The 22,623-nt window shown below is 69.7% G+C and carries 24 protein-coding genes; 5 read left to right on the top strand and 19 right to left on the bottom strand.

Features of this window, described 5'->3' with window-relative positions:
• Position 1 precedes the first annotated feature (1 nt).
• Entirely contained in the window at positions 2-529 is a 528-nt protein-coding gene (locus ACTJLF_RS23180; RefSeq protein WP_019657539.1) for a pentapeptide repeat-containing protein, read from the top strand.
• Between the two features lie 185 nt (positions 530-714).
• Here the strand turns inward: ACTJLF_RS23180 and ACTJLF_RS23175 are convergent, their stop codons facing one another.
• From ACTJLF_RS23175 to ACTJLF_RS23155, 5 genes are all read right to left on the bottom strand, one after another.
• Positions 715-1,500 carry an esterase/lipase family protein gene (locus ACTJLF_RS23175; RefSeq protein ID WP_126185880.1) on the bottom strand — a complete coding sequence of 262 codons (786 nt, stop codon included), beginning with the start codon at positions 1,498-1,500 and terminating at the stop codon, positions 715-717.
• An 88-nt stretch (positions 1,501-1,588) separates the two neighbouring features.
• Complete coding sequence (locus ACTJLF_RS23170) at positions 1,589-2,224, bottom strand: TetR/AcrR family transcriptional regulator (RefSeq protein WP_126185881.1); 636 nt, start codon at positions 2,222-2,224, stop codon at positions 1,589-1,591.
• Positions 2,225-2,250: 26 nt separating this feature from the next.
• Positions 2,251-2,721 carry a phasin family protein gene (locus ACTJLF_RS23165; protein WP_132755248.1) on the bottom strand — a complete coding sequence of 157 codons (471 nt, stop codon included), beginning with the start codon at positions 2,719-2,721 and terminating at the stop codon, positions 2,251-2,253.
• A gap of 58 nt (positions 2,722-2,779) precedes the next feature.
• On the bottom strand, positions 2,780-3,343 hold the full coding sequence (locus ACTJLF_RS23160; protein WP_207902273.1) for a hypothetical protein: 564 nt from the start codon (positions 3,341-3,343) through the stop codon (positions 2,780-2,782).
• A 166-nt stretch (positions 3,344-3,509) separates the two neighbouring features.
• A complete protein-coding gene (locus tag ACTJLF_RS23155; protein ID WP_132802334.1) occupies positions 3,510-5,264 on the bottom strand; it encodes a WS/DGAT/MGAT family O-acyltransferase in 1,755 nt (584 codons plus the stop codon).
• Between the two features lie 223 nt (positions 5,265-5,487).
• Here ACTJLF_RS23155 and ACTJLF_RS23150 point away from each other — a divergent pair, with 223 nt between their 5' ends.
• Both ACTJLF_RS23150 and rocF read left to right on the top strand, forming a co-directional pair.
• The gene (locus ACTJLF_RS23150; protein ID WP_440883981.1) at positions 5,488-7,548 is read left to right on the top strand and encodes a prolyl oligopeptidase family serine peptidase; all 2,061 of its coding nucleotides are present in this window, start codon (positions 5,488-5,490) and stop codon (positions 7,546-7,548) included.
• Between the two features lies 1 nt (position 7,549).
• Positions 7,550-8,470: an arginase gene (gene rocF, locus ACTJLF_RS23145; RefSeq protein ID WP_440883980.1), complete on the top strand. Its 921-nt coding sequence runs from the start codon at positions 7,550-7,552 to the stop codon at positions 8,468-8,470.
• A gap of 132 nt (positions 8,471-8,602) precedes the next feature.
• Here rocF and ACTJLF_RS23140 read toward each other — a convergent pair whose 3' ends face one another.
• The 14 genes from ACTJLF_RS23140 to ACTJLF_RS23075 form a co-directional block, all read right to left on the bottom strand.
• The gene (locus ACTJLF_RS23140; RefSeq protein ID WP_019657547.1) at positions 8,603-9,166 is read right to left on the bottom strand and encodes a DUF805 domain-containing protein; all 564 of its coding nucleotides are present in this window, start codon (positions 9,164-9,166) and stop codon (positions 8,603-8,605) included.
• Between the two features lie 55 nt (positions 9,167-9,221).
• Positions 9,222-10,607 (bottom strand): DUF58 domain-containing protein, encoded by a 1,386-nt coding sequence (locus ACTJLF_RS23135; RefSeq protein ID WP_440883979.1) that lies wholly within the window; start codon positions 10,605-10,607, stop codon positions 9,222-9,224.
• A gap of 118 nt (positions 10,608-10,725) precedes the next feature.
• Positions 10,726-11,721 (bottom strand): AAA family ATPase, encoded by a 996-nt coding sequence (locus ACTJLF_RS23130; protein ID WP_019657549.1) that lies wholly within the window; start codon positions 11,719-11,721, stop codon positions 10,726-10,728.
• Positions 11,722-11,735: 14 nt separating this feature from the next.
• Positions 11,736-13,016, bottom strand: coding sequence for a DUF4350 domain-containing protein (locus ACTJLF_RS23125; protein ID WP_440883978.1), 1,281 nt, complete (start codon positions 13,014-13,016; stop codon positions 11,736-11,738).
• Positions 13,013-13,702: a DUF4129 domain-containing protein gene (locus ACTJLF_RS23120; protein ID WP_184607363.1), complete on the bottom strand. Its 690-nt coding sequence runs from the start codon at positions 13,700-13,702 to the stop codon at positions 13,013-13,015. The genes ACTJLF_RS23125 and ACTJLF_RS23120 overlap by 4 nt, the downstream gene beginning before the upstream one ends.
• A 268-nt stretch (positions 13,703-13,970) precedes the next feature.
• The gene (locus ACTJLF_RS23115) at positions 13,971-14,702 is read right to left on the bottom strand and encodes a hypothetical protein (protein WP_132755235.1); all 732 of its coding nucleotides are present in this window, start codon (positions 14,700-14,702) and stop codon (positions 13,971-13,973) included.
• Positions 14,692-15,681 carry a stage II sporulation protein M gene (locus tag ACTJLF_RS23110; RefSeq protein WP_132755233.1) on the bottom strand — a complete coding sequence of 330 codons (990 nt, stop codon included), beginning with the start codon at positions 15,679-15,681 and terminating at the stop codon, positions 14,692-14,694. The genes ACTJLF_RS23115 and ACTJLF_RS23110 overlap by 11 nt, the downstream gene beginning before the upstream one ends.
• Positions 15,678-16,418 carry an RDD family protein gene (locus ACTJLF_RS23105; RefSeq protein ID WP_126185890.1) on the bottom strand — a complete coding sequence of 247 codons (741 nt, stop codon included), beginning with the start codon at positions 16,416-16,418 and terminating at the stop codon, positions 15,678-15,680. The genes ACTJLF_RS23110 and ACTJLF_RS23105 overlap by 4 nt, the downstream gene beginning before the upstream one ends.
• Positions 16,419-16,433: 15 nt before the next feature.
• The gene (locus ACTJLF_RS23100) at positions 16,434-16,952 is read right to left on the bottom strand and encodes an RDD family protein (protein ID WP_354426181.1); all 519 of its coding nucleotides are present in this window, start codon (positions 16,950-16,952) and stop codon (positions 16,434-16,436) included.
• 72 nt (positions 16,953-17,024) lie between these two features.
• Positions 17,025-18,026 (bottom strand): FUSC family protein, encoded by a 1,002-nt coding sequence (locus ACTJLF_RS23095; RefSeq protein WP_440883977.1) that lies wholly within the window; start codon positions 18,024-18,026, stop codon positions 17,025-17,027.
• Positions 18,023-18,502, bottom strand: coding sequence for a MarR family winged helix-turn-helix transcriptional regulator (locus tag ACTJLF_RS23090; protein WP_440883976.1), 480 nt, complete (start codon positions 18,500-18,502; stop codon positions 18,023-18,025). Before ACTJLF_RS23090 ends, ACTJLF_RS23095 begins: the two co-directional genes overlap by 4 nt.
• A 37-nt stretch (positions 18,503-18,539) precedes the next feature.
• The gene (locus ACTJLF_RS23085) at positions 18,540-19,292 is read right to left on the bottom strand and encodes a DUF2242 domain-containing protein (RefSeq protein ID WP_184607311.1); all 753 of its coding nucleotides are present in this window, start codon (positions 19,290-19,292) and stop codon (positions 18,540-18,542) included.
• 86 nt (positions 19,293-19,378) lie between these two features.
• Entirely contained in the window at positions 19,379-20,041 is a 663-nt protein-coding gene (locus ACTJLF_RS23080; RefSeq protein WP_145761599.1) for a nucleoside/nucleotide kinase family protein, read from the bottom strand.
• Between the two features lie 36 nt (positions 20,042-20,077).
• On the bottom strand, positions 20,078-21,352 hold the full coding sequence (locus ACTJLF_RS23075; protein ID WP_019657561.1) for a Glu/Leu/Phe/Val family dehydrogenase: 1,275 nt from the start codon (positions 21,350-21,352) through the stop codon (positions 20,078-20,080).
• Positions 21,353-21,587: 235 nt separating this feature from the next.
• Here ACTJLF_RS23075 and ACTJLF_RS23070 point away from each other — a divergent pair, with 235 nt between their 5' ends.
• Positions 21,588-21,911, top strand: coding sequence for a DUF4148 domain-containing protein (locus ACTJLF_RS23070; protein ID WP_354325258.1), 324 nt, complete (start codon positions 21,588-21,590; stop codon positions 21,909-21,911).
• Positions 21,912-22,036: 125 nt separating this feature from the next.
• Positions 22,037-22,495, top strand: a complete 459-nt coding sequence (locus tag ACTJLF_RS23065) for a hypothetical protein (protein WP_019657563.1) — start codon at positions 22,037-22,039, stop codon at positions 22,493-22,495.
• Positions 22,496-22,623 lie beyond the last annotated feature (128 nt).

Below are 22,623 nucleotides of genomic sequence, written 5' to 3'. Positions count from 1 at the left end.
CATGCAAGAGAAAGTCTCCCAAGCGGAAGTCATCGCGAACCTGGCCGCCCAGGCAGAAGGCGAGAGCGTTGATCTAAGTCATTCAGATCTGTCCGCCATCACGTGGGAGGGCCTCGATGCTTCGGGCGCGACCATAGCGATGTCTCTGTTTCGGGGCGCCCGCTTTGCAGCGCCCCAGGCGCTGAATGGCTGCACTTGGATCGGTGATCGCTTGGAGAACTGCCGTTTCGAGTCCGTCGACATGACGAAGGCCGAATTGCTGGACTGCGAGTTCGAAAACTGCTTCCTTAAATCGCCTCGCCTGTTCAGGGTCGATCTCTCGGGCACGGTGTTCTCGGCTTGCCATCTCATCGACGTCGATTTTTCGCAGGCGGCCATGATTCGGACCCGCTTCACACAGTGCACCTTCACCAACGTGCGGCTGACCGATGATCTTGTGGTTTCCGGCAGCGGCAACTTCGAGTTCGGGCCCGACGGCACCGCTCTTTCCTCGCCACCCCCAGAATGGACAGTAGATGCTCGCACTTGAGGCTGGCTCGGCCGACAGCTTCGCTTTTGAGCGCGAGTCGAGATTCGAGAGTCTGGTAGGCAATTGACCGTCCGGCTGAGCGATTTTCCGGAAGAGCCGATGTACACGCTCCTGCTAGATGCGCAGCCGCTCACAAGCTTCGACGACTGGCCCCCTGGAGAGTGGGCTGAACAATCCGGACGGCCTCAGGCACTCCTGTCCGGATCCGGATAGACCAACGGCCCCAGCACCCCGCGATTGAACGGTTTCCACTGCCCCTCCGGCTGCGCCAGCCGGTCGGCCACCGCATAGAGCACCGCCGGATGCGCGCCCAGCCCCAGGTGGCTGGCGATGACTTCGATGTTCTCCGACTGCGGGCCGGTCTTCTCGATGCTGCAGCGCCATGCGACGACGCCATCTGTGCGGCTGAAGATCGAGGTGGTGGGCACGGGCGGCGTGGGCTGCACGAACTTCATGCGGCGCGGGTCGTGCGAACTCTGGCCGCTCACGCCTTCGTACACGCGCCATGCGTTGGTGGCGCGCGGGCTGCCCGAGAAGGGGCTGCCCAGGGTGATGACGTCGCGGATCATGTGCGAGTAGGACGAGGCCAGCATGCGTGCATACACGCCGCCGAGGCTCCAGCCGATGATGCTGACCTTCTGGCCGCTCTCGTCGTGCAGCTTCTTCAGCAACTCGACCATGCCCTGCTCCACGCCGTCGCGCGGGCCGAAGTTGCGTCCCTGGCCCCATCCGTGGGCGTCGTAGCCGCGGCTGCACAGGTAGCGGCGCAGCAGCAGCGTGGAGCCGTCGCCGGCCACCAGGCCCGGCAGCACCAGCACCGGGTGCCCGTCGCCGCGCGGCGTGAGCTGCAGCAGCGGCCACATGGCGATGCCTGCACCCGTCTCCCACAGCGCGCGGCCCTCGGCCAGCAGCAGCAGGCGCGACGGCGGGGTGAGGTCTTCCTTGGCGTAGGTGGCGGTTGCGCTGGTCATGTCGGATGGCTCCTTTGTGCTTCTTGTATCTGCTTCAGAACGAGGGTGAGGCCTGCAGGGCGAATGGCCCGTCGGACGTCACCGGCATTTATCCGAGGTATTTGGCCCGCAGGTAATCGAGGTAAGCCCTCGATTCGCCGGAAACATAGGGGGAAACCAGCGTGAGCGTGTAGAAAGCCGCAAGGCCGGGGTCGGCCTGCGCCAGCGCCTCGCGCCCCGGCACCAGCCGCTCGAAGGAGAGCCAGCAGGTGGTGGTGAAGACCATCTGCAGCGCCAGGATGCGGGCCTGCTCGGCGCTGGTCTCGATCACGCCCGAGGCCACGAGGCTCTCGCACAGGGTCTGCGCGGCCAGCAGATTCTGCGCGGTGAGGGCCTGCGCACGCTGTCCCAGCGAGGGGTACTCGCTGGCCAGGAAGGCCATGTCGCGGTAGATGAATCGATATTCGTCGATGGCCTCGAAGCGCAGGTGCAGCGCCAGCCAGAGGTCGTCGATGGCCGCGATGGAGGCCGATGAGCCGTTCAGGGCCTCCAGCCGCTGCTCGAAGCGCCTGAACAGCCATTCGACGATCAGCTGCTTGGCCTTGAAGTGGTAGTGCAGGTTGCCCGGGCTGATCCCCAGTTCCGCGGCGATCTTGTGGGTCGACACGGCCGCGAGGCCTTGCGCGTTGAACAGCGCGAGGCTGGCCTGCAGGATGCGGTCGCGCGTGGTGTTGGAGCTGGCCACAAGCGGCTTGCTGCGTTGCCTGCCGTTCAGCGCTTGCCGCGCCCGCGGGATGTGCCTGCGCCTGCGCCGGCTTCGAGCTGCGCCACGCGCTCGCGCAGCTGCGCCACTTCGTCGCGCAGGGCCTGCACCTCGGCGGCGTCGGGCATGCCCAGGCGCTGCAGCGCGGTGGCAACGCGCTGGTCGAACACGTCCTCGAACTTGCGGATGCCGAAGCTGTCGAGGCCCAGGCCCGGCACCTTGCCCTGGCCGATGCCGAGCAGGCCTTCGATCACGTTGGCCTGGCGCTTGGCGACGTCGTTGCGCACGTTGTCCAGCGCCTTGAGGCCGGCGCGCAGCAGGCCTTCGGCCTTGCCGGTCCGCTCCTCGGGTTCGTGCTGCCCCCTGGGCGCGGCCTTGCGGGCCGCAGTCTTCTTCGCGGCTGCGGGAGCCTTGGCCTTCCTTGCTGCAGGCGCCGCCCTCTTCTTCGACTTTGCGGTTTCGTCAGGACGGGTGGCCATTCGGTGGTGCTCCAGATGCCGGAAGAGAAATGAAAAGGGGCGCCATGCGCCCCGGGGATCAGACCGCCTTGCGGGCGGCAGGGCGGCGAACCGGCTTCTTGGCGGTGGCGGCGGCCTTGGCCTTCACCGTGCGCACCGGCTTGGCGGCTTCTTCTTCGCTGCCGCTCACGCGGGCTTCGATCTGCTTCGTGCCGGCGGCGATGCGGTCGGCGATCTGCACCGACACGGTGGCCAGCGGCTGGTTCAGGGCGCCCAGGGCGTTGATCACCGAGGTGGCGACCGGCGATTCGACGCGGGCCACGCGGTCGGCGACGGCTTCGATGCCGCTGGTGGTGCCGGCGGCGACGCGGTCCATCACCGAGACGATGCGGCCGGTGTCGATATCCACGCGGTTGGCCAGGAAGCCGTTGATCTTCTCCTGCGCGCCGATCAGGTTGGCCTTGACCTGCTCGCTCACCAGCGGGAGCTTGCGGCTACCGAGGAAGTCGCTGTAGCGCGAAGCGGCGCCGCCCAGCAGGCGGTGAACGCCGGCGCGGTAGGCGCCGACCAGGGTCTTGCCCGCGTCGTTGTACTGGCCGACGACGTGGACGGCTGCGGAAGCGATGGAGGTTTGCGTGGACATGATGGAGATTTCCTTGAAGTTGATGGGCTTCGCGAAGGAAACAGGAGCTGGATCAGTCGCGATGGGCCTATCTTCTTCCAGGGGGCCTAGGCCTGGAAAACTAGAACGGTCGGAAAACTAGTCCAACTGCCCCAATTTTCTTTCCGGGCCCGCCCCCTTGTGCGGGTCAGGCCGCCGCGGCCCTGGGCGAGGCGCTCGAGGACCGCTTGGCCGGGGCGGCCTTGCGGGCCGGGGCCTTTGGCGCGGCTTTCCTTGCGGCGGTTTTCGCGGGTGCCTTGGCCGCCACCTTCGCGGCGGCCTTCACCGGCGCTTTCGCTGCAGCCTTCTTCGCAGCGACCTTGACCGGAGCCTTCTTGCGCGCTGCCGGCTTCTTCCTCGCGACTGCCGCAGGCTTCGCTTCGGTTTCGGTTTCGGTTTCGGTTTCGGTTTCGGCTTCGGCCTCGTCCGAAGGCTCCGCCACCGTCTTCGGCGGCACCGGAGCGGGTGCGGCGCCGGCGACGGCCGGATGCTTCTGCGTCAGCTCCATCAGCAGCTTGTGCTCGGCCAGCATGTAGTCGCCGATCTCGGTGATGTCGGGCACGGCGCGGCGGCAGGCGATCAGGCCGTAGTCCATGCGGCCGTTGTAGCTCTGCACCGTCACGTTGAGGGCGGTGCCGTGGCTGGCGATGGACACCGGGTAGTAGCAGGTGACCAGTGCACCCGCGAAGTACATCGGGAAGGGCGCGCCCGCCACGTTGGAGATGGCGACGTTGGCCGCCGGCGGCAGCAGGTTGACGATGCCCGAGCGCCCCACCATCGAGGCGATGCCCGACACCAGCCAGGGCGCCGCGAAGGTCGGGAAGTCATCGAGGATCACCGCCTTGAAGCGGTTCATCGTCGACTTGGAGCTGGTCGACGAGGCGTTGATGGCCTTCAGCCGCTGGACCGGGTCGGTGATGTCGCTGGCCAGGCTCACGAGGATCATGCTGGCCTGGTTGTTCGCCGTGTCGTCGCCCGCCTCGCGCAGGCTCACCGGCACGCCGGCCACCAGGGGCTTGGCCGGCAGCTCGTTGTTGTCGGCCAGGTAGTGGCGCAGCGCGCCCGACACAGTGGCCAGCACCACGTCGTTGAGCGACACGCCGAAGTGCTTGGCGATGTACTTGGTCTCGGCCAGCGAGATGGTGCGCCCGGCAAAGGTGCGCTGGTTGGTGATCGACACGTTGAGCGAGGTGCGCGGCGCGAAGAGGTTGAACTTCTTCGGCGCGGCGGCCGCGTCCTTCTCGGCCGCCTTCTCGTCGGGCCTGGCGATGCCGCTGATGGCCCGCGCGATGGCCGGCGCCATCTTGAAGAGCTTCACGTACTGCTGCGCGGTGTTGCGCAGCGCCGCCGTCGCAAGCTCGGCCATGCCCAGCTGGTAGTTGTTGCCGCGCGGGCGCGAGCGCGGCGGCTTCACCACGCGGCCGGTGGGCTCCAGGTCGAAGATGGCCTTGCCCACTTCCACCCCGGCCTGCCCGTCGATGCCCGCGTGGTGCACCTTGGTGTAGAGCGCCACCTGGCCGCTCTTGAGGCCGTCGATGATGTAGAACTCCCACATCGGGCGGCTGCGGTCGATCAGCGACGAATGCAGCCGCGCCACGTACTGCTGCAACTGCCGGTTGGTTCCGGGCTTGGGCAGCGTGATGTGTCGCACGTGGTAGTCGAGGTCGATGTCGTTGTCTTCCACCCAGACCGGGTTGGTCATGTCGAAGGGCATCAGCGCGAGCTTGCGCGTGAACACGTCGGCCAGGTGGATGCGGCTGGCCATGAACTTCTTGGCGTCCTCGTAGAAGTCGCCCGCGTAGCCCTTCGGAAGGTCGAGCACGTTGAGCGAACCCACGTGCATCGGCATTTCCGGCGTTTCCAGGTGCAGGAAGGTGGCATCAAGACCGCTCAGGTGTTTCATGTGTAGTGTCTCCTCGGTGGGGCATGAGCCGTCTGGCAGGATACCGTGGGCATCGCGTTCCCGGGCCCTCGCTTATTCAGTGTTTCCACCGAGGCAGGGCGCCGGCGCGACAGGGGTTTGCCCCAGTAATCCGAAAGTGCGGCATCCCAAAGCCCCCGCAACAACTGCTCACATGGCGCCATGTCCTTCCATGTCTTTCATGGGGCCTCCGTACACTGGGGCCATGACATCCAGCCTCCCCATGCAACAGGACGACGACAACCTCTGGCTAGAGGACATCGACGGAGAGAAACAACTGGCCTGGGCGCGCGCCGAGAACGCCGTCACCGTGCAGGCGTACGCGCAGTCGCCCGCGTTCGAGGCGCTCCAGCAGGGCATCCTCGAGGTGCTCGACTCCGACGAGCGCATTCCGATGGTCTACAAGATCGGCCCGCGCTTCTTCTACAACTTCTGGCGCGACAAGGCGCATCCGAAGGGCGTCTGGCGGCGCACCACGCTCGACGAGTACCGCAAGCCGCAGCCCGAATGGGAGACCGTGCTCGACCTCGACGCGCTGGCCGCGGCCGACGGCGAGAACTGGGTCTGGCACGGCGCCGACTGCCTGCAGCCCGAGTACAGGCGCTGCCTGATCTCGCTGTCGCGCGGCGGCGCCGACGCCGACGTGGTGCGCGAGTTCGACCTGGAGACGAAGCAGTTCGTCAAGGGCGGCTTCTCGCTCCCGGAGGCCAAGAACCACGTGGGCTGGAAGGACATCGACCACCTCTACGTGGCCACCGACTTCGGCCCTGGCTCCATGACCAGCTCCAGCTACCCGCGCATCGTCAAGCAGTGGCGGCGCGGCACGCCGCTGGAGAGTGCGGTGACGGTGTACGAGGGCCTGCACGAGGACATGTCCGTGAGCGCCTGGCGCGACAACACGCCCGGCTTCGAGCGCGACTTCGTCTCGCGGCAGATGGACTTCTACGAGAGCGAGACCTGGCTGCGCGGCGCCGACGGCAAGCTGGTGAAGATCGACGTGCCCGACGACTGCGACACCGACATCACGCGCGAGTGGCTGCTCGTCGAGCCGCGCGAGGACTGGACCGTGGGCGGCACCACCACCTACAGGGCGGGCTCGCTGCTGGCCGCGAAGTTCGACGACTACATGGCCGGCAGCCGCACGCTCACGGTGCTGTTCGAGCCCGACGACACCACCGCGCTCGACGACTACTCGTGGACGCGCAACCACCTGATCGTCAACGTGATGCACGACGTGGTGAACCGCCTCGAGGTGCTCACGCCGCCCGCCGACGGCAAGGGCCCATGGAAGCGCGAGGGCCTGGGCGGCGCGCCCGAGCTCTCGACCATCGCGGCCGGCGGCATCGACGAGGACGAGAACGACGACTACTTCCTCACGGTCAGCGGCTTCCTGCAGCCGACCACGCTCTACATCGGCACCGTCGGGCAGGGAGAGCCACAGGTGCTGAAGGACAGCCCCTCGTTCTTCGACGCCTCGCGCCATCGCGTGAGCCAGCACTTCGCCACCTCGAAGGACGGCACGCGCGTGCCCTACTTCGAGATCGCCCCCAAGGACCTGAAAGCCGACGGCACCAACCCCACGCTGCAGTACGCCTACGGCGGCTTCGAGGTGCCCTTGCAGCCTGCCTACAGCGGCAGCATCGGCCGCGCATGGCTGGACCAGGGCGGCGTGTACGTCGTCGCCAACATCCGCGGCGGCGGCGAGTACGGCCCGCGCTGGCACCAGGCCGCGCTGCAGGAGAACCGGCTGCGCACCTGCGAGGACTTCGCGGCGGTCTCCGAGGACCTGATCGCGCGCAAGCTCACCTCGCCCGCGCACCTGGGCGCCATGGGCGGCAGCAACGGCGGGCTGCTGATGGGCAACATGCTCACGCTGTACCCGCACCTGTACGGCGCCATCGTGAGCGAGGTCGCGCTGCTGGACATGCGCCGCTACACGCACCTGTCGGCCGGCGCCTCGTGGATCGCGGAATACGGCGACCCCGACCAGCCGCAGGAGTGGGAGTTCATCCGCACCTTCTCGCCCTACGAGAACGCGAAGCCGGGGCTGGCCTGTCCGCCCGTGCTCTTCACCACCTCCACCCGCGACGACCGCGTGGGGCCGGTGCATGCGCGCAAGATGCACGCGAAGATGAAGGCACTGGGCTACGACAGCAGCTTCTACGAGAACCTGGAAGGCGGCCACAGCGCGGCCACCGACAACAGGGAGTCGGCCTTCATGGATGCGCTGGGCTACGCCTACCTGTGGCGGCACCTGAGGAGTTGAGATGAGCAATGCCAACGTCACCCTCGAACTGATCGGCGCACCCACCGACGTCGGCGCCAGCGTCCGCGGTGCGGGCATGGGCCCCGACGCGCTGCGCGTGGCGGGGCTGCCGGAGGCGCTCGCGCGGCAGGGCTATGCGGTCGTCGACCGGGGCAACCTCGCGGGGCCGGCCACGCCCTGGACGCAGCCGCCGAGCGGGCTGCGTCATCTCGACGAGGTGATCGCCTGGAACCGCTCGGTCTACGAGGCCATCGACACGGCGCTGGGTGCCGGCCGCGTGCCGCTGATGATGGGCGGCGACCACTGCCTGGCCATCGGCTCGATCAGCGCGGTGGCATGGCATGCGCGCAAGCGGGGCAAGAAGCTGCGCGTGCTGTGGCTCGATGCGCACTCCGACGTCAACACCGAGGCCTCCAGCCCCAGCGGCAACCTGCACGGCATGCCGGTGTCGTGCCTGCTGGGGCACGGACCCTCGGCGCTCACCGGCTGGAGCGGCGAGCGCGCGGCGCTGCAGCACGACGCGATCCGCTTCATCGGCATCCGCAGCGTGGACGGCGACGAGAAGGAAGCCATCCGCACGCTGGGCCTGAACGTGTTCGACATGCGCCACATCGACGAGCACGGCATGCGCACCACCATGACCGAGGCGCTGCAGGATGTCGACGAAGACACCCACCTGCACGTGAGCTTCGACCTCGACTGCCTCGACCCCGCCGACGCGCCCGGCGTGGGCACCGGCGTGCGCGGCGGCCCCACCTACCGCGAGATGCAGCTGTGCATGGAAATGATCGCCGACACCCGCCGGCTCGGCTCGCTCGACGTGGTGGAGCTGAACCCGGCGCTCGACGTGCGCAACCAGACCGCCGAGGTGGCCGTGGAACTCATCGAGAGCCTGTTCGGCAAGTCGACGCTGGTGAGGTAGGAAGAACTCCCCCAGGCTTCGCGCACTTCGGGTCGTTTGTCCTTCCCCTCGCCGGGGGCGACACCCGCGGACCGGCAGAACCGGTTGCGCGGTGTCTCGCTAACGCGCTCTCCCGAGCCCAGGGGAAATCGATCAGGGCCGCTCGACCTGCGCCGCCTTGGCGCGCGTGCTGTAGCCCTGGTAGGCCGGCAGCGCGATGGCCGCGAGGATGCCGAGCACGGTGATCACCGGCAGCAGCCACGCGCCGATCAGCACGCCGATGCCGTTGGGCGGCGGCGGCGCGCCGAAGCGGTTGCGGCCCTTGGTGCCGGGCTTGAAGACCCAGATCAGCGCGACGAAGGGGATCAGCGCCAGGAACAGCATCCAGCCCGACCAGTCCATGTCGTGCGAACGCTGGATGCCGGTCAGCACGTAGAAGACCAGGTACGGGATGGCGAGCACGAAGGTCAGCCCGCCGATCACGCCCTCGGAGCGCGCAAGGCCGGTGAAGCCGAGCACGCCACCCATCACGGCTGCCGCGATGATGAAGATGATGTACGAATAAAGCGTGTACGCCAGGAAGCGCGCCCGGCCGATGCGGCCCTTGGCGGACCACAGCTTGACGGGCTGCACGGCGCCGGATTCGCCCTCGTACACGTCGGCCACCGCGGAGCGCGGCGCGGCGTAAGGATTGGGGTTGGTGAAATCTGTCGTCATGTGTTTCTCTCTCCTCTGCTTTGATTTGTGAAGCGCCCATTGTGGGCAAAGACCTTTACAAAAGGCCAGCCCTTTTGACGGCGTGGTAGCGATTCACCAGCGCCACCGCGAGGTCGGCCGGCTCCACGTCGACCGACAGCGGATCGTTGCCCACCACGCGCGCGAAGGCGTCGCGGCGCGACTGATCGAACAGGTGCGCCGCGGCCACGTCGACCGCGTCGCGCGCATGCACCAGCGGCTGGCTGGCGATGCGCCCGATCACCCGCTCGCGCAGGCTCGCGACCAGCACGAGGTGCTTGCGGCGCAGCAGCTTGATGGCAGGGCGCAGCTCGGCGGCGTCTTCGTCGCGGAAGTTGGTCAGCACGATGACCAGCGCGCGCCGCTTCTGCACGCGCAGCAGTTCCTGCGCGGCCAGGAGGTAGTCGGAATGGGTGGCGCCGGGCTGGATGTCGTGCAGCCGGTTCATCAGCGCGTTGAGCGTGGCGCTGCCCTTGCGAGGGGCGAAGTCGCGCCGCTCTTGCGGCGGGCAGCCGAAGGTCATGGCGCCGACCTCGTCGCCCTCCTTCAGCGCGACGTAGCTCAGCAGCATCAGCGCGTTGAGGGCCTCGTCGAAGTGGCTGGTGCCGACGTTGCCGTCGGCGCCGCCGGCCTGCTGCGCCGGCGCGCCCTCGTCGGCGCGCATGCGGCGGCCGCAGTCGAGCAGGAACAGCACGCACTGGTCGCGGTCGTCCTGGAACTCGCGCACGATGGGCCGGCGCTGGCGCTGGGTCGCCTTCCAGTCGATGTGGCGCAGCGAGTCGCCGGTCTTGTAGTCGGCGAGCTGGCGGAAGTCGGTGCCCAGCCCGCGCTGCGCATAGGTCTTGATGCCGATCTGCGCGAGCCGCCGGTCGCCCGAGAGCCACGCGTAGCGTGCCAGCGCCGCGAAGTTGGGATACACCCGCAGCCGGCGCGGCTCGCCGAGCGTCTGCCGCACCTCGAAGCAGCCGAGGCGGGTGCGCCAGCGCAGCTGGGTGGCCCCGAACCGAGCCACGCCGCGCTGCGTGGCGGTGGCCGTGTAGCGGATCGCGACGCGCGAGAGCGCCGGCACCGTGTGCTCCTGCGGCAGGCCCTCGAAGGCGAAGTGCGTGTCGAGCTCGTCGAACACCGACACCCGCCAGGCCTGCGCACCTTCGTTCACCAGCGTGAGGGTGAGCACCGTGGGCACGCCCAGCGAGAACGCGCCGGGCAGGTTGCGCTCGATGCGCAGCGGCGCGGCGCGCCACAGCCGCAGGCTCTGCCAGAGATCGAAGCCCGCCAGCACGAGGCCCAGCGCCAGCAGCACGCCCGCCGCGAGGGCGACGTATTCCAGCGGCGCGCCCAGCAGCAGCGCCGCCGCGGCGGCAGCGCTCAGGCCAGCCAGCGCCAGCACGGGCGCCCGCGCAGGAATTGGCAGCAGACGCATCAACAGAGCACCGTCCCTTCGGGAAACACCGCGGAACCGGCTTCGCCGGGCCGCGGGTGTCGCCGCCGGCATGGGGTTGGCGCAGGGACGCGAAGGGCGCGAAGCCTGGGGGCGAACGTCATAGCCGTGGTGCTTCGACGCTGTCGCGCGCGGCGCGCAGCAGGGTGTCGACGCTCAGGCCTTCGAGCTGCGCGTCGGGCGAGATCATCACGCGGTGCCGCAGCGCGGGCAGCGCCTGGCGCGCCACGTCGTCGGGCGTGATGAAGTCGCGCCCTGCCATCAGCGCGGCGGCGCGGGCGGCGCGCACCAGCGCCATGGTGCCGCGCGGGCCGGCGCCCGACGACAGCCCCGGCCAGTCGCGCGTGGCGCGCGCGATGCGCACCGCGTAGTCGATCACGCGCTCGTCGGCCTGCACCAGGCAGGCCAGCCGCTGCAGTTCGAGCACCTGCGCCTCGTCGAGGCAGGGGCGCACCGCCTCCAACGGGAACTGGTTGCCCGCGCGCTGCCGCGTGGTGAGCTGCACGATGGCGTTCTCCTCGCTGTGGCTCGGAAAGCCGATGTCGATCTTCAGCAGGAAGCGGTCGAGCTGCGCCTCGGGCAGCGGATAGGTGCCCTCGGTGTCGATCGGGTTCTGCGTGGCCATCACCATGAAGGGCCGCGGCAGCGCCATGGCCTTGCCTTCGAGCGTGACCTGGTACTCCTGCATGACTTCGAGCAGCGCGCTCTGCGTCTTGGCCGGCGCGCGGTTGATCTCGTCGGCCAGCAGCAGGTTGGTGAACACCGGGCCCTGGTGCACGCGCAGGGTGCCGAGGCTGCCGTCGCCGCGCGAGGCGATGTCGAGCACGGCGTGGCCGGTGACGTCCGAGGGCATCAGGTCGGGCGTGAACTGCACACGCGAATAGCGCAGCGTCATGGCCTGCGCCAGCGCCCGTGCGAGCAGGGTCTTGCCGAGCCCCGGCACGCCCTCGATCAGCACGTGGCCCGAGGCCACCAGCGCCACCAGCGTCTGGTCGACCGCCTCGAGCTGGCCGACCACGGCCTGGCCGACCTCGGCGCGCAGCGTCTGCAGCCACTGGGCAGCACGCGTCAGTTCTTCGGGTTGGATGGCTTGCATGGGCGTCTCTCGGTTCAGGATGAGGAGGAAGAAGAAGGTGACGAAGAAGAAGAGGCAGGCCGGGGCGTGAACGGCCCGTTCGCGTCGAGCCGGCGGCGCGCGGTCTCGAGCACCTCCAGGTCGATCGCCATGGCGCCGGCATGGCGGGAGCGGGCCTCGTCCATCGCGCGGGCGAGCATCGCCGCCTCCAGCCCCGTCGCCTGCGCGATGGCGGCTGCTCGCGCCACCGCGTCGCGACGCGCGTAGCCGCGCAGCTGGCGGCGGGCGGATTCGTCGAGCGCGCGCAGTTGCGCCACGTGCAGCGCAGCCGCGCCGTGCGCGTGCAGGAAGCCGGCGGTGCCGCGCACCTGCTCGGCCATGGAGCGCCGGTGCGTTCCCGCCGAAGGCGCGAGCGGCCCGAAGCGCACCGCCGCGCGCCACAGCGCAGCCGCCAGCGCCAGCAGGCCGAGCACCAGCGCCACCCAGCCTTTCTGCCAGAGCCACAGCAGGAAGGGCTCGCGCGCCTCGTCGGCGACGAACCAGATCTCGGCGCCGCCGCGCGCCTGCACGGCAGCGGCGGCGAACAGTGCGTTGTCGCCGCGCAGGATGCCGTCGTTGTGCCACACGCCCCAGGGCAGCACGGTGACGGAGCCGCGGCCGACGGCCACGCGGATCGCCTCGGTGCCGCGCGAGCCGGCCACCGTCCACAGCGCGGGGGGCTGCCTGTCGGCGGGCCGGTAGCGCGAGGGCGACCACCAGGTGCACAGCCGGTAGCCGCGCCCGCCCGCGAAGCTCGCAGGCACGGTCGCGGGTTCGGTCACGATGCGGCAGTCCGCGTCCTTGGCGGACGGATCGGGGATGCGCGGGAGGCCGGATCTCTTTTTCTTCTTCGGCTCGGACGCCTCGTCGTTCTTCGCATCGTTCTTCTCGTCGGACGCGGGCGGCTTCTCGCGCACCAATGGCAGCCAGTCCTCGAGCTGGTCTCCGCCGACGAGGTAGCCCGGCATCACGAGGTGCCCGCCCTGCTCGACCCACTGGCGCAGGCGCTTGCCGCGCTCGGGGAACATGTCCCAGTGGCTGGAGCCGAGCACCAGCCGCGCCTGCGCGGGCGGCATGGCGTCGAGGCCGTCGCGCTTGACCACCTTCATGCCGAGCTCGCGCAGCAGCACCTGCGCGCCGTAGAAGCGGTTGGTCTTGGCCTCGCCGCTCGCGGGGGTCGACACCTCGGTGTCGGCCCATTCGGTGGCGTTGACCAGCCAGAAGCCGGCCAGCGCCAGCACGAGCACCACGAGGATGCGGACCACCCAGGCGTTCATGCGGCCGCGCCCTTCATCAGGCCGTCGTCCTGCCCGGCGACGGCTGGCCTGGCGGGCAGTTGCGCGTCGAACTCGCCGCACAGCGCGAGCACCTGCGCGGTGGACGGCAGCCGGCCGCCGTAGGCCGCCAGCTGCCAGGCCTCGACCAGCCGCACGAAGAAGGCCTGCGCCTGCGGCGACAGCCGGGTCGCGGCGAGCGCCACGCATTCGCCCTCGGTGCTCGCGGCGCGCACCGGCACCGCATGCGCATGCACGAGCCGCGACAGCGCCCCGCGGTACAGCAGCGACAGCGCGGGCCGGTGCTGGCCGCGCTGCCAGAGGGCGGCGGCGGCATTGCCGATGTCGTCGGGCAGGCTTTCGGGGCGGATGTCGAGGCTGCCCACGTGGCTCGGCAGCTGAGCCTTGCCGGGCCGCGTGCCGCCGGCGCGCACGCGCACCCAGCGATGCAGGCGCACGACCAGCCAGGCCAGCGCCAGCGCGGCCAGCCCCCAGATCAGCCAGCGCGCACCCTCGGCCACCGCGCGCACGAAGTCGCGCAGCCAGCCGAGGCTGTCGGCCTTGTGCTCGGGCTCTTCCTCTTCGTCGTCACGCTCCTTGAAGCGCAGCTTCTTCTCGGTCCTGGTGCCGGGCATGTTCGGATCGGCGCGGACCTTGTCGGCCGCGGCCTTCACCTGCTCGCGCGTCAATGGTGTCTCGGCCGCGGAAACAGGCAACGACACCACGCACCCAGCCAGGAGCAGAGCAACCAGCACCCTCATTCCAGGGATACCGTGGAACCGGCTTTGCCGGGCCACAGGTATCGCCCCCTGCAAGGGGGTTGGCGAAGCGACACGAAGTGCGCGAAGCCTGGGGGTGAGCTCCAAGCCCACGCGGAACCGGCTTCGCCGGGCCGCCGGTATCGCCCCCTGCAAGGGGGTTGGCGCAGCGACACGAAGTGCGCGAAGCCTGGGGGTGTCATCGAAATCCACGACGGAACTCCTGCTCGATGTCCCAGGCTTCGAGCTCGACCCGGCGGTTGAGATACATCGCGAAACCCGCCGCCACGTAGAACGGCTCCAGCACGCCGACGACCAGCGCGTAGGCGCCGGCCGCAAGCAGGCTCTGCGCCAGCGAATCGGACTGCGTGAACCACGCGAAGAGGTCGCTGGCGCTGCCTTCGGGCGCGAACCAGAACAGCAGCGACAGCAGGCAGATGTCGAGCGCCATCTCGACGTTGGCGAACACCAGCTGCATGCCGGTGGCGGCGCCGCGCCGTCCGTACAGCAGCTGCGTGCGCCGCTTGCTCCGGGCGCTGCCGCGCTGGCCTTCGAGCTGCTCGATGGCCTGGGTGAACGAGCGCCAGGGCGAGAAGCGCCGCCACAGCAATGTGCGCAGCAGCTGTCCGCCCCACACGGCGCGGCGATTGGCCCAGAGGTCGGACCAGCGCGTCTCCTGCCCGAACACGGCGCGCGAATGGACGAACAGCAGGCTGCGGTCGAGCCAGGGCTTCAGCCAGAAGATCAGCAGGCCGGGCAGCCAGCCTGCGATCTCGACCGTGCAGAGGGCCAGCAGCACCGTGACGACGTAAACCGGCAGGAAGGTGCGCCACACCGATCGCGCATGGCTGCGCACCAGCTGCGCGCCGAGGTCGGCGGCCTCGGCCATGGGCCGCGGCCTCAGCGCGATCGCGAGGCCGTCAACCTGCATGCGCTTCTCCCGCCTCGTCGCTGGCACGCGGCCTGCCCTGCCAGCCCAGGTAGGCCAGCACCAGCAGCCAGCAGGCGCCGCCCACGCCGTACTTCACGGCCGGCGCGATCCAGCGCGCCGACGACCAGAAGGCCTCGATGGCCGCGGCGATCAGCAGCAGCCCGACCACCCCGTAGACGATCACCACCGCATGCCGCGCCGCCAGCCGCAGCGCCTCCAGCCGCGTGTGCCGTCCGGGCGCCACCCACGAATAGCCCAGCCGCAGGCCCGCCGCGCCTGCCAGCACGATCGCGGTGAGCTCGAAGGCCGAGTGCGTGACGACGAAGGACAGGAAGTTCTCGGCATGCCCCGCCGCAATGAGGTAGCCGCCCACCGCCCCGATCTGCACGCCGTTGAACAGCACCACCGCGGCGCTGCCGATGCCGGCGAAGATGCCGGCCGCGAAGCAGCGGAACCCGATGCCGATGTTGTTCATGATGTAGTAGCCGAACATCTGCCAGTCGTCGCCCGCGCTGCGCGTGCGGCCGAGCGACTCGGCACCGTCGCCGTACATGGAATCGAACTGCTGCACCGAGCTGGCGTCGAGCAGGTGCAGGATGAAGCCCGGGTCGCGCCAGGCCGCCCAGCCCGCCATCAGCAGCGGCAGCACGAACATCAGCGCCGACACCAGCAGGTAGAAGCGGTGCGCGCGCACCGCCTCGGGAAAGTCGACCAGCGCGAGCCGCGCGAAACGCGCGAGACCGTAGTCGTGGCGGCGGTAGATCAGCCGGTGCGCGCTTTGCGTGAGGCCCTCGAGGCGCTGCGTGAGGTGGATCGGATAGGCGCGCGCCTGCGCCAGCGCGAGGTGCTCGCACACGCGGCGGTACAGCGTGGCGAGCCGGGCTCCGTCGAACTTGCGCCTGGTCTCGGCCGTACGGATGACGGCCTCGAGCTCGGCCCACAGTGGCGCGTAGGCGGCTTCGAAATCGAGCGGCGTCATCGCACCGCCCTTTCCTGCGCATCGACATTGCCACCTGCGGCGGCACCGGCGCGCCGGCCCAGCACCCACTGCGCCACGCCGAGCAGGCGCTGCGAGGCCGGGGCGCCCGTGGTGTCGGGGCCCAGCACCGGCTCGGCGATGCGGGCCAGTTCGTCGAAGCGCTCGGGCGTGAGGCGCGTGGCGCGCCCGGCCCACGAGACGATGGCCATCTGCTCGCGCGCCGACAGCGGCCGCGCGGGCGCCTGCGGTTCGGCCGGCGGCAGGCTGCCATGCAGGCTCACCTGGTCGCTGAACACCACCAGCGTGCCGGCGGCCAGGTCGCCCAGGCGCTTGCTGTCGTGGCGCCACAGCATTGACACGATGCCCGCGCCGTAGAAGGAAGGAACGAAGTCGGCCGCGCGCAGCAGGTTGCGCGTGAGCGCGGCGGCGGGCGTGACGGGCAGGCCCGAATCCATCACCACGCGCAGGCCCATCACGCGCTTGCCGGGCGTGGCCGCCGCGCGCGTGAGCTCGAAGACCACCGGGTAGAACCACTCCAGGCAGAAGTAGGCGATCAGCAGGATGCCGAAGCCCATCTTGCCGAGCATGCCGACGGCGATGGAGATCGCGACGAAGATGCCGAGCCGGATCGCGAAGTCGATCAGGTAGGCCAGCCCGCGCGCGACCAGCCCGGCCGGGCGAAGCGAGAGCGCGATGCCTTCGGGGGTCTCGGCGGTGTAGAGCGTGTCGAGGCGCACTGTGGTCGCGCCGGCTCAGGCTTGCAGCACGACGGTGTCGGCGATCTGGTCGTGCAGGCAGCGGCGCGACGCGCGGAAGATGAAGAGGCAGTCGATCAGCACGTAGATCGGGCCGAGCAGCGGCCAGATGCTGGTGAAGAACAACGGGCCGTCGCGCAGCGCGAGGATGCGGCCGATCTGCGCACGCGAGCCGTCGGGCCGCGCGATGCGGATCTTGAAAAGCGCCTTGCCGATGGTCTGGCCGCGGGTGGCCAGCAGGTAGCCGTGCAGCACGAGGTAGAGGACGACGCCGGAAGCCGCGCTGGAGATGCGCGGCTCCCATATGCCGAGGCCGTCGTCTTCCCAGAGGTTGATGGGCGTGAATGTCGCCAGGAGCCAGATCGCCGCGATGGAGATGCCCGCATCGAGCATCGCCGAGAGGAAGCGCGTGCCACGCGATGCGAGTTCGCCCGACTGGCCTCCGCCCGGCTGCACCACGTCTTCCACATGGGATTGCGGAGGCGCGTAGCGCGCGTCCTGCGACTGATCGTCCATGCCCGTCCCTCTCCGAAACGAATGAATTTTCGGAAGATTCTAGGACCTTCGATGTCGGCGCCGGCCGGCGGACTACGTCGGCTGGCGTGCGGCGATGACCGCCTGCAGGCGCCGCAGGTCGTCGAGCAGCAGGTTCAGCGGCGCGGCCAGCAGCGCGTTCGACGCCTCGTGCCGCGATGAAGCCTGCGCGGCGTAGCGGGCCAGCTCGCCCAGGTCGGGCGGGGCGGACTGGCCCGCGAGCGCGTCGGCCATGCCGGCGATGGCCGCACCTGCTGCCTGGGCCGCTTCAGCTTGCGCCGCGGGGGCGAGCCGCAACACGCGGTCGAGCACCGTGGCGTCCTGGAAGATGCGCGCCGCCAGCCTGGCCTTGTCGTGATAGCGGCCGCCGGTGCCGCCGCGGCGCCACCACCGGGCCTCCAGGTCGGCGCTGCCGGCCAGCGCACTCAGGCGGCCCAGCGACGCGCGCGTGCCTGCCTGGACGCGCTCGATCTCCGCAGCGTCGCTCGGCCGCCGCGATGCGGACATGCGCCTGCCGATGCCGCGCAGCAGCGCCGCACAGCCCTCGTCGAAGCGCATGCCTGCGTGGTACTCCGACATCACCGTCGCGACCGCCAGCGCCACCCCCACGCCGATGCCGATCTGCACCATGCGCAGCATCGCCACCTGGAGCGGCGAATGGCCCGGAATGCCGCCGGCAGACAGGATGATCAGCGCCGCCACCGGCGCGCTGCGCATGCCCGGCACCGAGGCGCTGGCAAACGCGAGCAGCACGACGAAGGCCAGCGTGGTCGCAATCGGCGGTGCCCCGTGATGCTGCAGATAGACGCCTGCCATGCCGGCCAGCGCGCCGGCGGCGGTGCCGCGCACGCGGTCCCAGCCTGCATCGAGCGTGGAGCCGGCGCTCGGGCGCATGACGATCAGCACGCTCATCACGGCCCAGAAGCTCTCGGGCAGTTGCATCGCCGTGGCCACGCCCCAGGCGATGGCCACCGCCGCCGCGAGCTGCGCCCCGGGGCGCCAGCGGCCGTGGCGCCAGGGCTCGGCCAGGCGTTGCAGCGCGCGCGAGCCGCTCATGATCCGGGCAGCTTCGCGCCGCCGTCGACACCGGCGAGTCGGGCGGCGATGCCGTCGATCAGCCCGCAGGCTTCGAGCAGCAGGGCGCGCTGACGTTCATCGAGCAAGGCGCCTATGGCCTCGGCCAGCGCCGCCTCGCGCGTGCGCATGATCGCCTTCAGCCGGCGCGTGCCATCGGCGGTTAGAGACAGCAGCCACTGCCGCCCGTCGCCCGGATGCGGCGCGCGGCCGATCCAGCCCTCGGCCTCCAGTTCGGCCAGCAGCCTTGTCAGCGACTGGAGCTTGACGCGCTCCAGTCCAGCCAGCGTCGTGGGCGTGCAAGGGCCGTGCTGATGGAGCTGGCCCAGCACGCTGAGCTTGGCCACGCTGGGGCTGTCCGCCGCGGCGCTGCCGCTTCGCAGCTGGCGGGCGAGCAGCGACACCGCGCTGCGAAGGCGAGAGGCGCATTGCGCCAGGTCCGGGATGTTGGAAGCCATGCCCGGAATTGTAAGACGCGTCTTGGTATCTGGAGCTTCAGCCCCGGTTGGGGGACGAAGTCACGGGATAGGTGACGGCCGGTGCCGGATCGGAGGCAGGTGCCGTTGCCGGGGCCGTCAATGGCGCGGGCGCCGCGGCCGGAGAGGCGATCGGCGATGCGACCGGCGACTGCTCGGGCTTCGCCGCGGCCGCCTCGTCCTGCGCTTCCGGGCCTTCGAGGAAGCGGTCGAGCAGCGCGAAGAAGCGGTCGTAGAAGCGCTCGTCGGTCAGCGTCTCGCTGGCCACCTTCACCATCGCGTCGTCGCTGCTGGCGAAAGGCAGCGAGAGAGAGCCGATCGCGCCCACGCCGAGGCTCGCCGAGTTGTTCACCTTCTTGAGCCCGTAGCGGTCCTGCAGGGCGGTGGCGAAGGCCACGGTGCTCCTGCCCGCCTTGCCGCTGCGGGTGCTTTCGCGCGCGCAGACCACGCGGAACTCGACCTCCACATGCACCTCGGCGGCCGGCTGGAAGCTCTTGCGCCCGGTCACGAGGTCGGCGTTGGCCGCCGTGATCATGTAGCCCTGGCTCAACAGGGCACGACGCGCGGCCTCGCAGGTCTCGGCCTCGGTGGCCTCGTAGTCGCGGGTATGGGTGTTGGTGGAACTGAAGGCCTCGGGCTCGTAGCTGACCTGTCGGGAGGCGCTGCCGCAGCCGGCGAGCAGGAGAGCGGCGGACAACAGGCCCGCGGCGAGAACCGATGTACGGACCGAGGCAGGGACGGCGAACAGGGAATTGGAGTGCATGGACGGCATGAAGCGGCGAATGCTAACCGGCGGCCTTGCCGGCAAGCCTTCGAGCGCGCCCGTGCAGCGGCGTTCCCGCCGCGATGCCGAAATTTTCAGGACCAGGGCAGCACGTGATGGGCGCGCACCCGCGTCTGCGCGATCAGCCGCGCGTTCGGCGCGTCGGTGCTCTCCACCCAGGCGCGCGCCTCTTCGGCGCTGCGGCCGAACTGCTGGTGGCGGCGAACCAGCCGCTCCTCGCGCACCGCATCGTCGATGTCCACGTACCAGACCTCGTCGAGCATCGCCGCCGCGCCGGCCCATGGGCCGACGTCGTGCAGCAGGTAGTTGCCCTCGGTGATGACGAGCTGCGTCGACGGCAACACCGCGATCGCGCCGGCGATCGGCTCCTCGATCTCGCGGCGGAACTCGGGCGCGTAGACGATTCCGCCGTCGGGCCGCTGCTCGCGCAGCCGCCGCAGCAGCGCGACGTAGCCGGCGCTGTCGAAGGTGTCGGGCGCGCCCTTGCGTGCGGCGCGGCCGAGCCGTTGCAGTTCGACGTTGGCAAGGTGGAAGCCGTCCATCGGGACCACCTGGGCACGCTGCGCCCCCACCGCCTGCAGCAGCGCAGCCGCGAGCGTCGACTTGCCCGCGCCGGGCGCACCGACGAGCCCCAGCAGCCTGCGCTGCCCGCTGGCCATCAAGGCCTGCAGGCGGGCCGCGCTTTCGGGCGGGAGTGGAGGAAGCGGAGGAAAGGTCTGCGCGGGGGTGGTGGTCATCCCCCGAGCGTAGCTTTTCCTTGGGTCAAAAAAGCATCAGGGGTACAGGCCGCGTTCCTGGCGGGCCATCAGGATGCGCTCGCAGGCCACCGCGTACGTCGCGGTGCGCAGCGTGATCTTGTGCTTGTCGGCCGTGTCCCAGATCTGGTTGAGCGCGTTCATCATGATGCGGTCGAGGCGCACGTTGATCTCGTCCTCGTCCCAGAAGAAGGACGAGAAGTCCTGCACCCATTCGAAGTAGCTCACGGTCACGCCGCCGGCGTTGCAGATCACGTCGGGCACCACCAGCACGCCGCGCTCGGCGAGGATGTCGTCGGCCTGCGGCACGGTGGGGCCGTTGGCGCCTTCGAGCACCAGCTTGGCGGTGGTCTTCTGCGCGCGCTCGGCGGTGAGCTGGCCTTCGAGGGCGGCCGGAATGAGGATGTCGCAGGGCGTGTTCCAGAAATCCTCGTTCGGCACGATGTCGCCGCCGGCCTTGAAGCCGACCACGCCGTCGGTGCGCGAGATGGGCACGAGCTTGGCGAGGTCGAGGCCGTTGGTGTTGACGATGGTGCCGGTGTGGTCCTGCACGGCGACGATCTTGGCGCCGGCTTCGGCGAAGAGTTCGGCCGCGACGGAGCCCACGTTGCCGAAGCCCTGCACGGCGATGCGCGCACCGCGCAGGTCGATGCCGAGGCGTCGCGCGGCTTCGCGGCCGGTGACGAACACGCCGCGGCCGGTGGCCTTCACGCGGCCCAGCGAGCCGCCCAGGTGCAGGGGCTTGCCGGTGACGACGCCGGTGGCGGTGCCGCCGACGTTCATCGAGTAGGTGTCCATCATCCACGCCATGATCTGAGCGTTGGTGTTGACGTCGGGCGCGGGGATGTCGGTGTGCGGGCCGATGATGATGCCGATCTCGCTGGTGTAGCGGCGAGTGACTTTCTCGAGTTCCTGCGGCGAGAGCTTCTTCGGGTCGACGCGGATGCCGCCCTTGGCGCCGCCGTACGGCAGGTTCACGGCGGCCGTCTTGATGGTCATCCAGGCCGACAGGGCCATGACTTCCTCGAGGGTGACGTCGGGGTGGAAGCGGATGCCGCCCTTGCCCGGGCCGCGGCTCATGTTGTGCTGCACGCGGTAGCCCTCGAAGTGGGCGATGCTGCCGTCGTCCATTTCGATCGGCACGTCGACGATGAGCGCGCGCTTGGGGCGCTTGAGGGTTTCGACCCAGCGGGCCAGCGGGCCGAGGTACGGCACGACGCGATCGACCTGCGAGAGATAGGTGCCCCACGGGCTGTTGGCTGTAGGACTGACGAAGGAGAGTTGTTCGCTCATAGGGGTTCCCTTGTTGGTTTGTGAGGGTGGCCGCAACGATAGACCTCCGCCGCACGTTGCGCCATGGCTTATGCGCGCCGCGGAGGCGGTTATGCAAGAGAGGTTGGCAGGCCTGCGATGCCGACATTGCGTCGATGTCATCGCGGCGAGCGCGGGCTGACTGTTTCGCTTCCTAGATTGGCTGGGTCGGCGCCATTTCCGGCGACGGCGAACAACCGATCAGGAGATACCGACCATGCCGCATCGCACGCTTCTTGTTTCTTCCGCTCTTCTCGCAGCCGCGCTGATTCCTTTGGCAGCGTCCGCCGCCGGCGAGTACCACTTCGCGCCTACAGAGGCCGGCGTCACGCGCCACCCCGATCACGCGAGGCAGGACCCGTCGCGCGACAGGGTCGTGGCCGAGCTGGAGACGGCGCAGAAGCAACCCGCATGGAACAGCGCGAGCCGCGGCGCGCCCTGGCCCGCGGCACGCACCGGCCAGCCCGCCACGCGCGACGCGGTGGAGGCCGATGCCATCAAGGCGATGCGGGCGGGAGCGATCCCCTCGGGCGAGCGATAGGTGCGCGCCTCTTCACCGGAGATGACAGAAACGTCATCGACGGGTTATCGCCCTCACAGGTCCGCTTTTTAGAGTCGGATCACCAGGCAAACAACCAACGTCACATATCAAGGAGTCACCAAGCAATGAGCAAGCAAGCATCCGCCACCCGCTTCATCGGCACCGCCGCCCTCGCCGCGCTGCTGGGCACCATCGCAGCGCCCAGCTTCGCCGGCAACTACGCCGAGGGCGATCCGCGTCCCGTGCCGCTGGTTTCGTCGACCACGCGCGCTGCCGTGACCGCCGATGCGATGCAATGGCTGAAGACCGCGCCCACGCAGGGCTACAGCAGCAGCTACGAACAGCAGGCGGTGGCGGTCTCGGCCAACTCCCGCGCCGCAGTGGCTGCCGACACGCAGCTGTGGATCCGCTCGGGCCTGGCGGCCCAGCAGAACAGCGAGGCCGGCGCCGACACGATGAAGCCCGGCTACCGCGAGGCCGCGGCCGAGTACGCACGGCTGCGCGCGAGCCCCGCCTACGGCGCGCTGGTCGACCAGCTCAGGAACCAGCAGGCTGCCGCCCAGCCGCAGACACGGCTTCGCTGACCGAAAGGAACGCGCCGGCCCCCCTTGCGCTGCCTGGGGGCAAGCAAGGGTAGGCCGACGGCAGTTCCTTGGTTCTATCTCCTACGACCTGATGTCATAGGCCGCATCTTTTGCCACGATTCGATGCC

Origin of the sequence: Variovorax sp. 22077 (genome assembly GCF_052044195.1) — a bacterium.
Classification (GTDB): Bacteria; Pseudomonadota; Gammaproteobacteria; order Burkholderiales; family Burkholderiaceae_C; genus Variovorax; species Variovorax atrisoli.
The sequence above is the reverse complement of the archived record's forward strand: the minus strand, read 5'-3'. Positions and strand labels throughout refer to the sequence as shown.

Excerpts from the sequence above, each read along its gene's own strand:
- ACTJLF_RS23180 (WP_019657539.1), top strand. The coding sequence starts at position 2 with ATGCAAGAGAAAGTCTCCCAAGCGGAAGTCATCGCGAACCTGGCCGCC.
- ACTJLF_RS23175 (WP_126185880.1), bottom strand. The coding sequence starts at position 1,500 with ATGACCAGCGCAACCGCCACCTACGCCAAGGAAGACCTCACCCCGCCG.
- ACTJLF_RS23165 (WP_132755248.1), bottom strand. The coding sequence starts at position 2,721 with ATGGCCACCCGTCCTGACGAAACCGCAAAGTCGAAGAAGAGGGCGGCG.
- ACTJLF_RS23160 (WP_207902273.1), bottom strand. The coding sequence starts at position 3,343 with ATGTCCACGCAAACCTCCATCGCTTCCGCAGCCGTCCACGTCGTCGGC.
- ACTJLF_RS23155 (WP_132802334.1), bottom strand. The coding sequence starts at position 5,264 with ATGAAACACCTGAGCGGTCTTGATGCCACCTTCCTGCACCTGGAAACG.
- ACTJLF_RS23150 (WP_440883981.1), top strand. The coding sequence starts at position 5,488 with ATGACATCCAGCCTCCCCATGCAACAGGACGACGACAACCTCTGGCTA.
- rocF (WP_440883980.1), top strand. The coding sequence starts at position 7,550 with ATGAGCAATGCCAACGTCACCCTCGAACTGATCGGCGCACCCACCGAC.
- ACTJLF_RS23140 (WP_019657547.1), bottom strand. The coding sequence starts at position 9,166 with ATGACGACAGATTTCACCAACCCCAATCCTTACGCCGCGCCGCGCTCC.
- ACTJLF_RS23135 (WP_440883979.1), bottom strand. The coding sequence starts at position 10,607 with ATGCGTCTGCTGCCAATTCCTGCGCGGGCGCCCGTGCTGGCGCTGGCT.
- ACTJLF_RS23130 (WP_019657549.1), bottom strand. The coding sequence starts at position 11,721 with ATGCAAGCCATCCAACCCGAAGAACTGACGCGTGCTGCCCAGTGGCTG.
- ACTJLF_RS23125 (WP_440883978.1), bottom strand. The coding sequence starts at position 13,016 with ATGAACGCCTGGGTGGTCCGCATCCTCGTGGTGCTCGTGCTGGCGCTG.
- ACTJLF_RS23115 (WP_132755235.1), bottom strand. The coding sequence starts at position 14,702 with ATGCAGGTTGACGGCCTCGCGATCGCGCTGAGGCCGCGGCCCATGGCC.
- ACTJLF_RS23110 (WP_132755233.1), bottom strand. The coding sequence starts at position 15,681 with ATGACGCCGCTCGATTTCGAAGCCGCCTACGCGCCACTGTGGGCCGAG.
- ACTJLF_RS23100 (WP_354426181.1), bottom strand. The coding sequence starts at position 16,952 with ATGGACGATCAGTCGCAGGACGCGCGCTACGCGCCTCCGCAATCCCAT.
- ACTJLF_RS23095 (WP_440883977.1), bottom strand. The coding sequence starts at position 18,026 with ATGAGCGGCTCGCGCGCGCTGCAACGCCTGGCCGAGCCCTGGCGCCAC.
- ACTJLF_RS23090 (WP_440883976.1), bottom strand. The coding sequence starts at position 18,502 with ATGGCTTCCAACATCCCGGACCTGGCGCAATGCGCCTCTCGCCTTCGC.
- ACTJLF_RS23085 (WP_184607311.1), bottom strand. The coding sequence starts at position 19,292 with ATGCCGTCCATGCACTCCAATTCCCTGTTCGCCGTCCCTGCCTCGGTC.
- ACTJLF_RS23080 (WP_145761599.1), bottom strand. The coding sequence starts at position 20,041 with ATGACCACCACCCCCGCGCAGACCTTTCCTCCGCTTCCTCCACTCCCG.
- ACTJLF_RS23075 (WP_019657561.1), bottom strand. The coding sequence starts at position 21,352 with ATGAGCGAACAACTCTCCTTCGTCAGTCCTACAGCCAACAGCCCGTGG.
- ACTJLF_RS23070 (WP_354325258.1), top strand. The coding sequence starts at position 21,588 with ATGCCGCATCGCACGCTTCTTGTTTCTTCCGCTCTTCTCGCAGCCGCG.
- ACTJLF_RS23065 (WP_019657563.1), top strand. The coding sequence starts at position 22,037 with ATGAGCAAGCAAGCATCCGCCACCCGCTTCATCGGCACCGCCGCCCTC.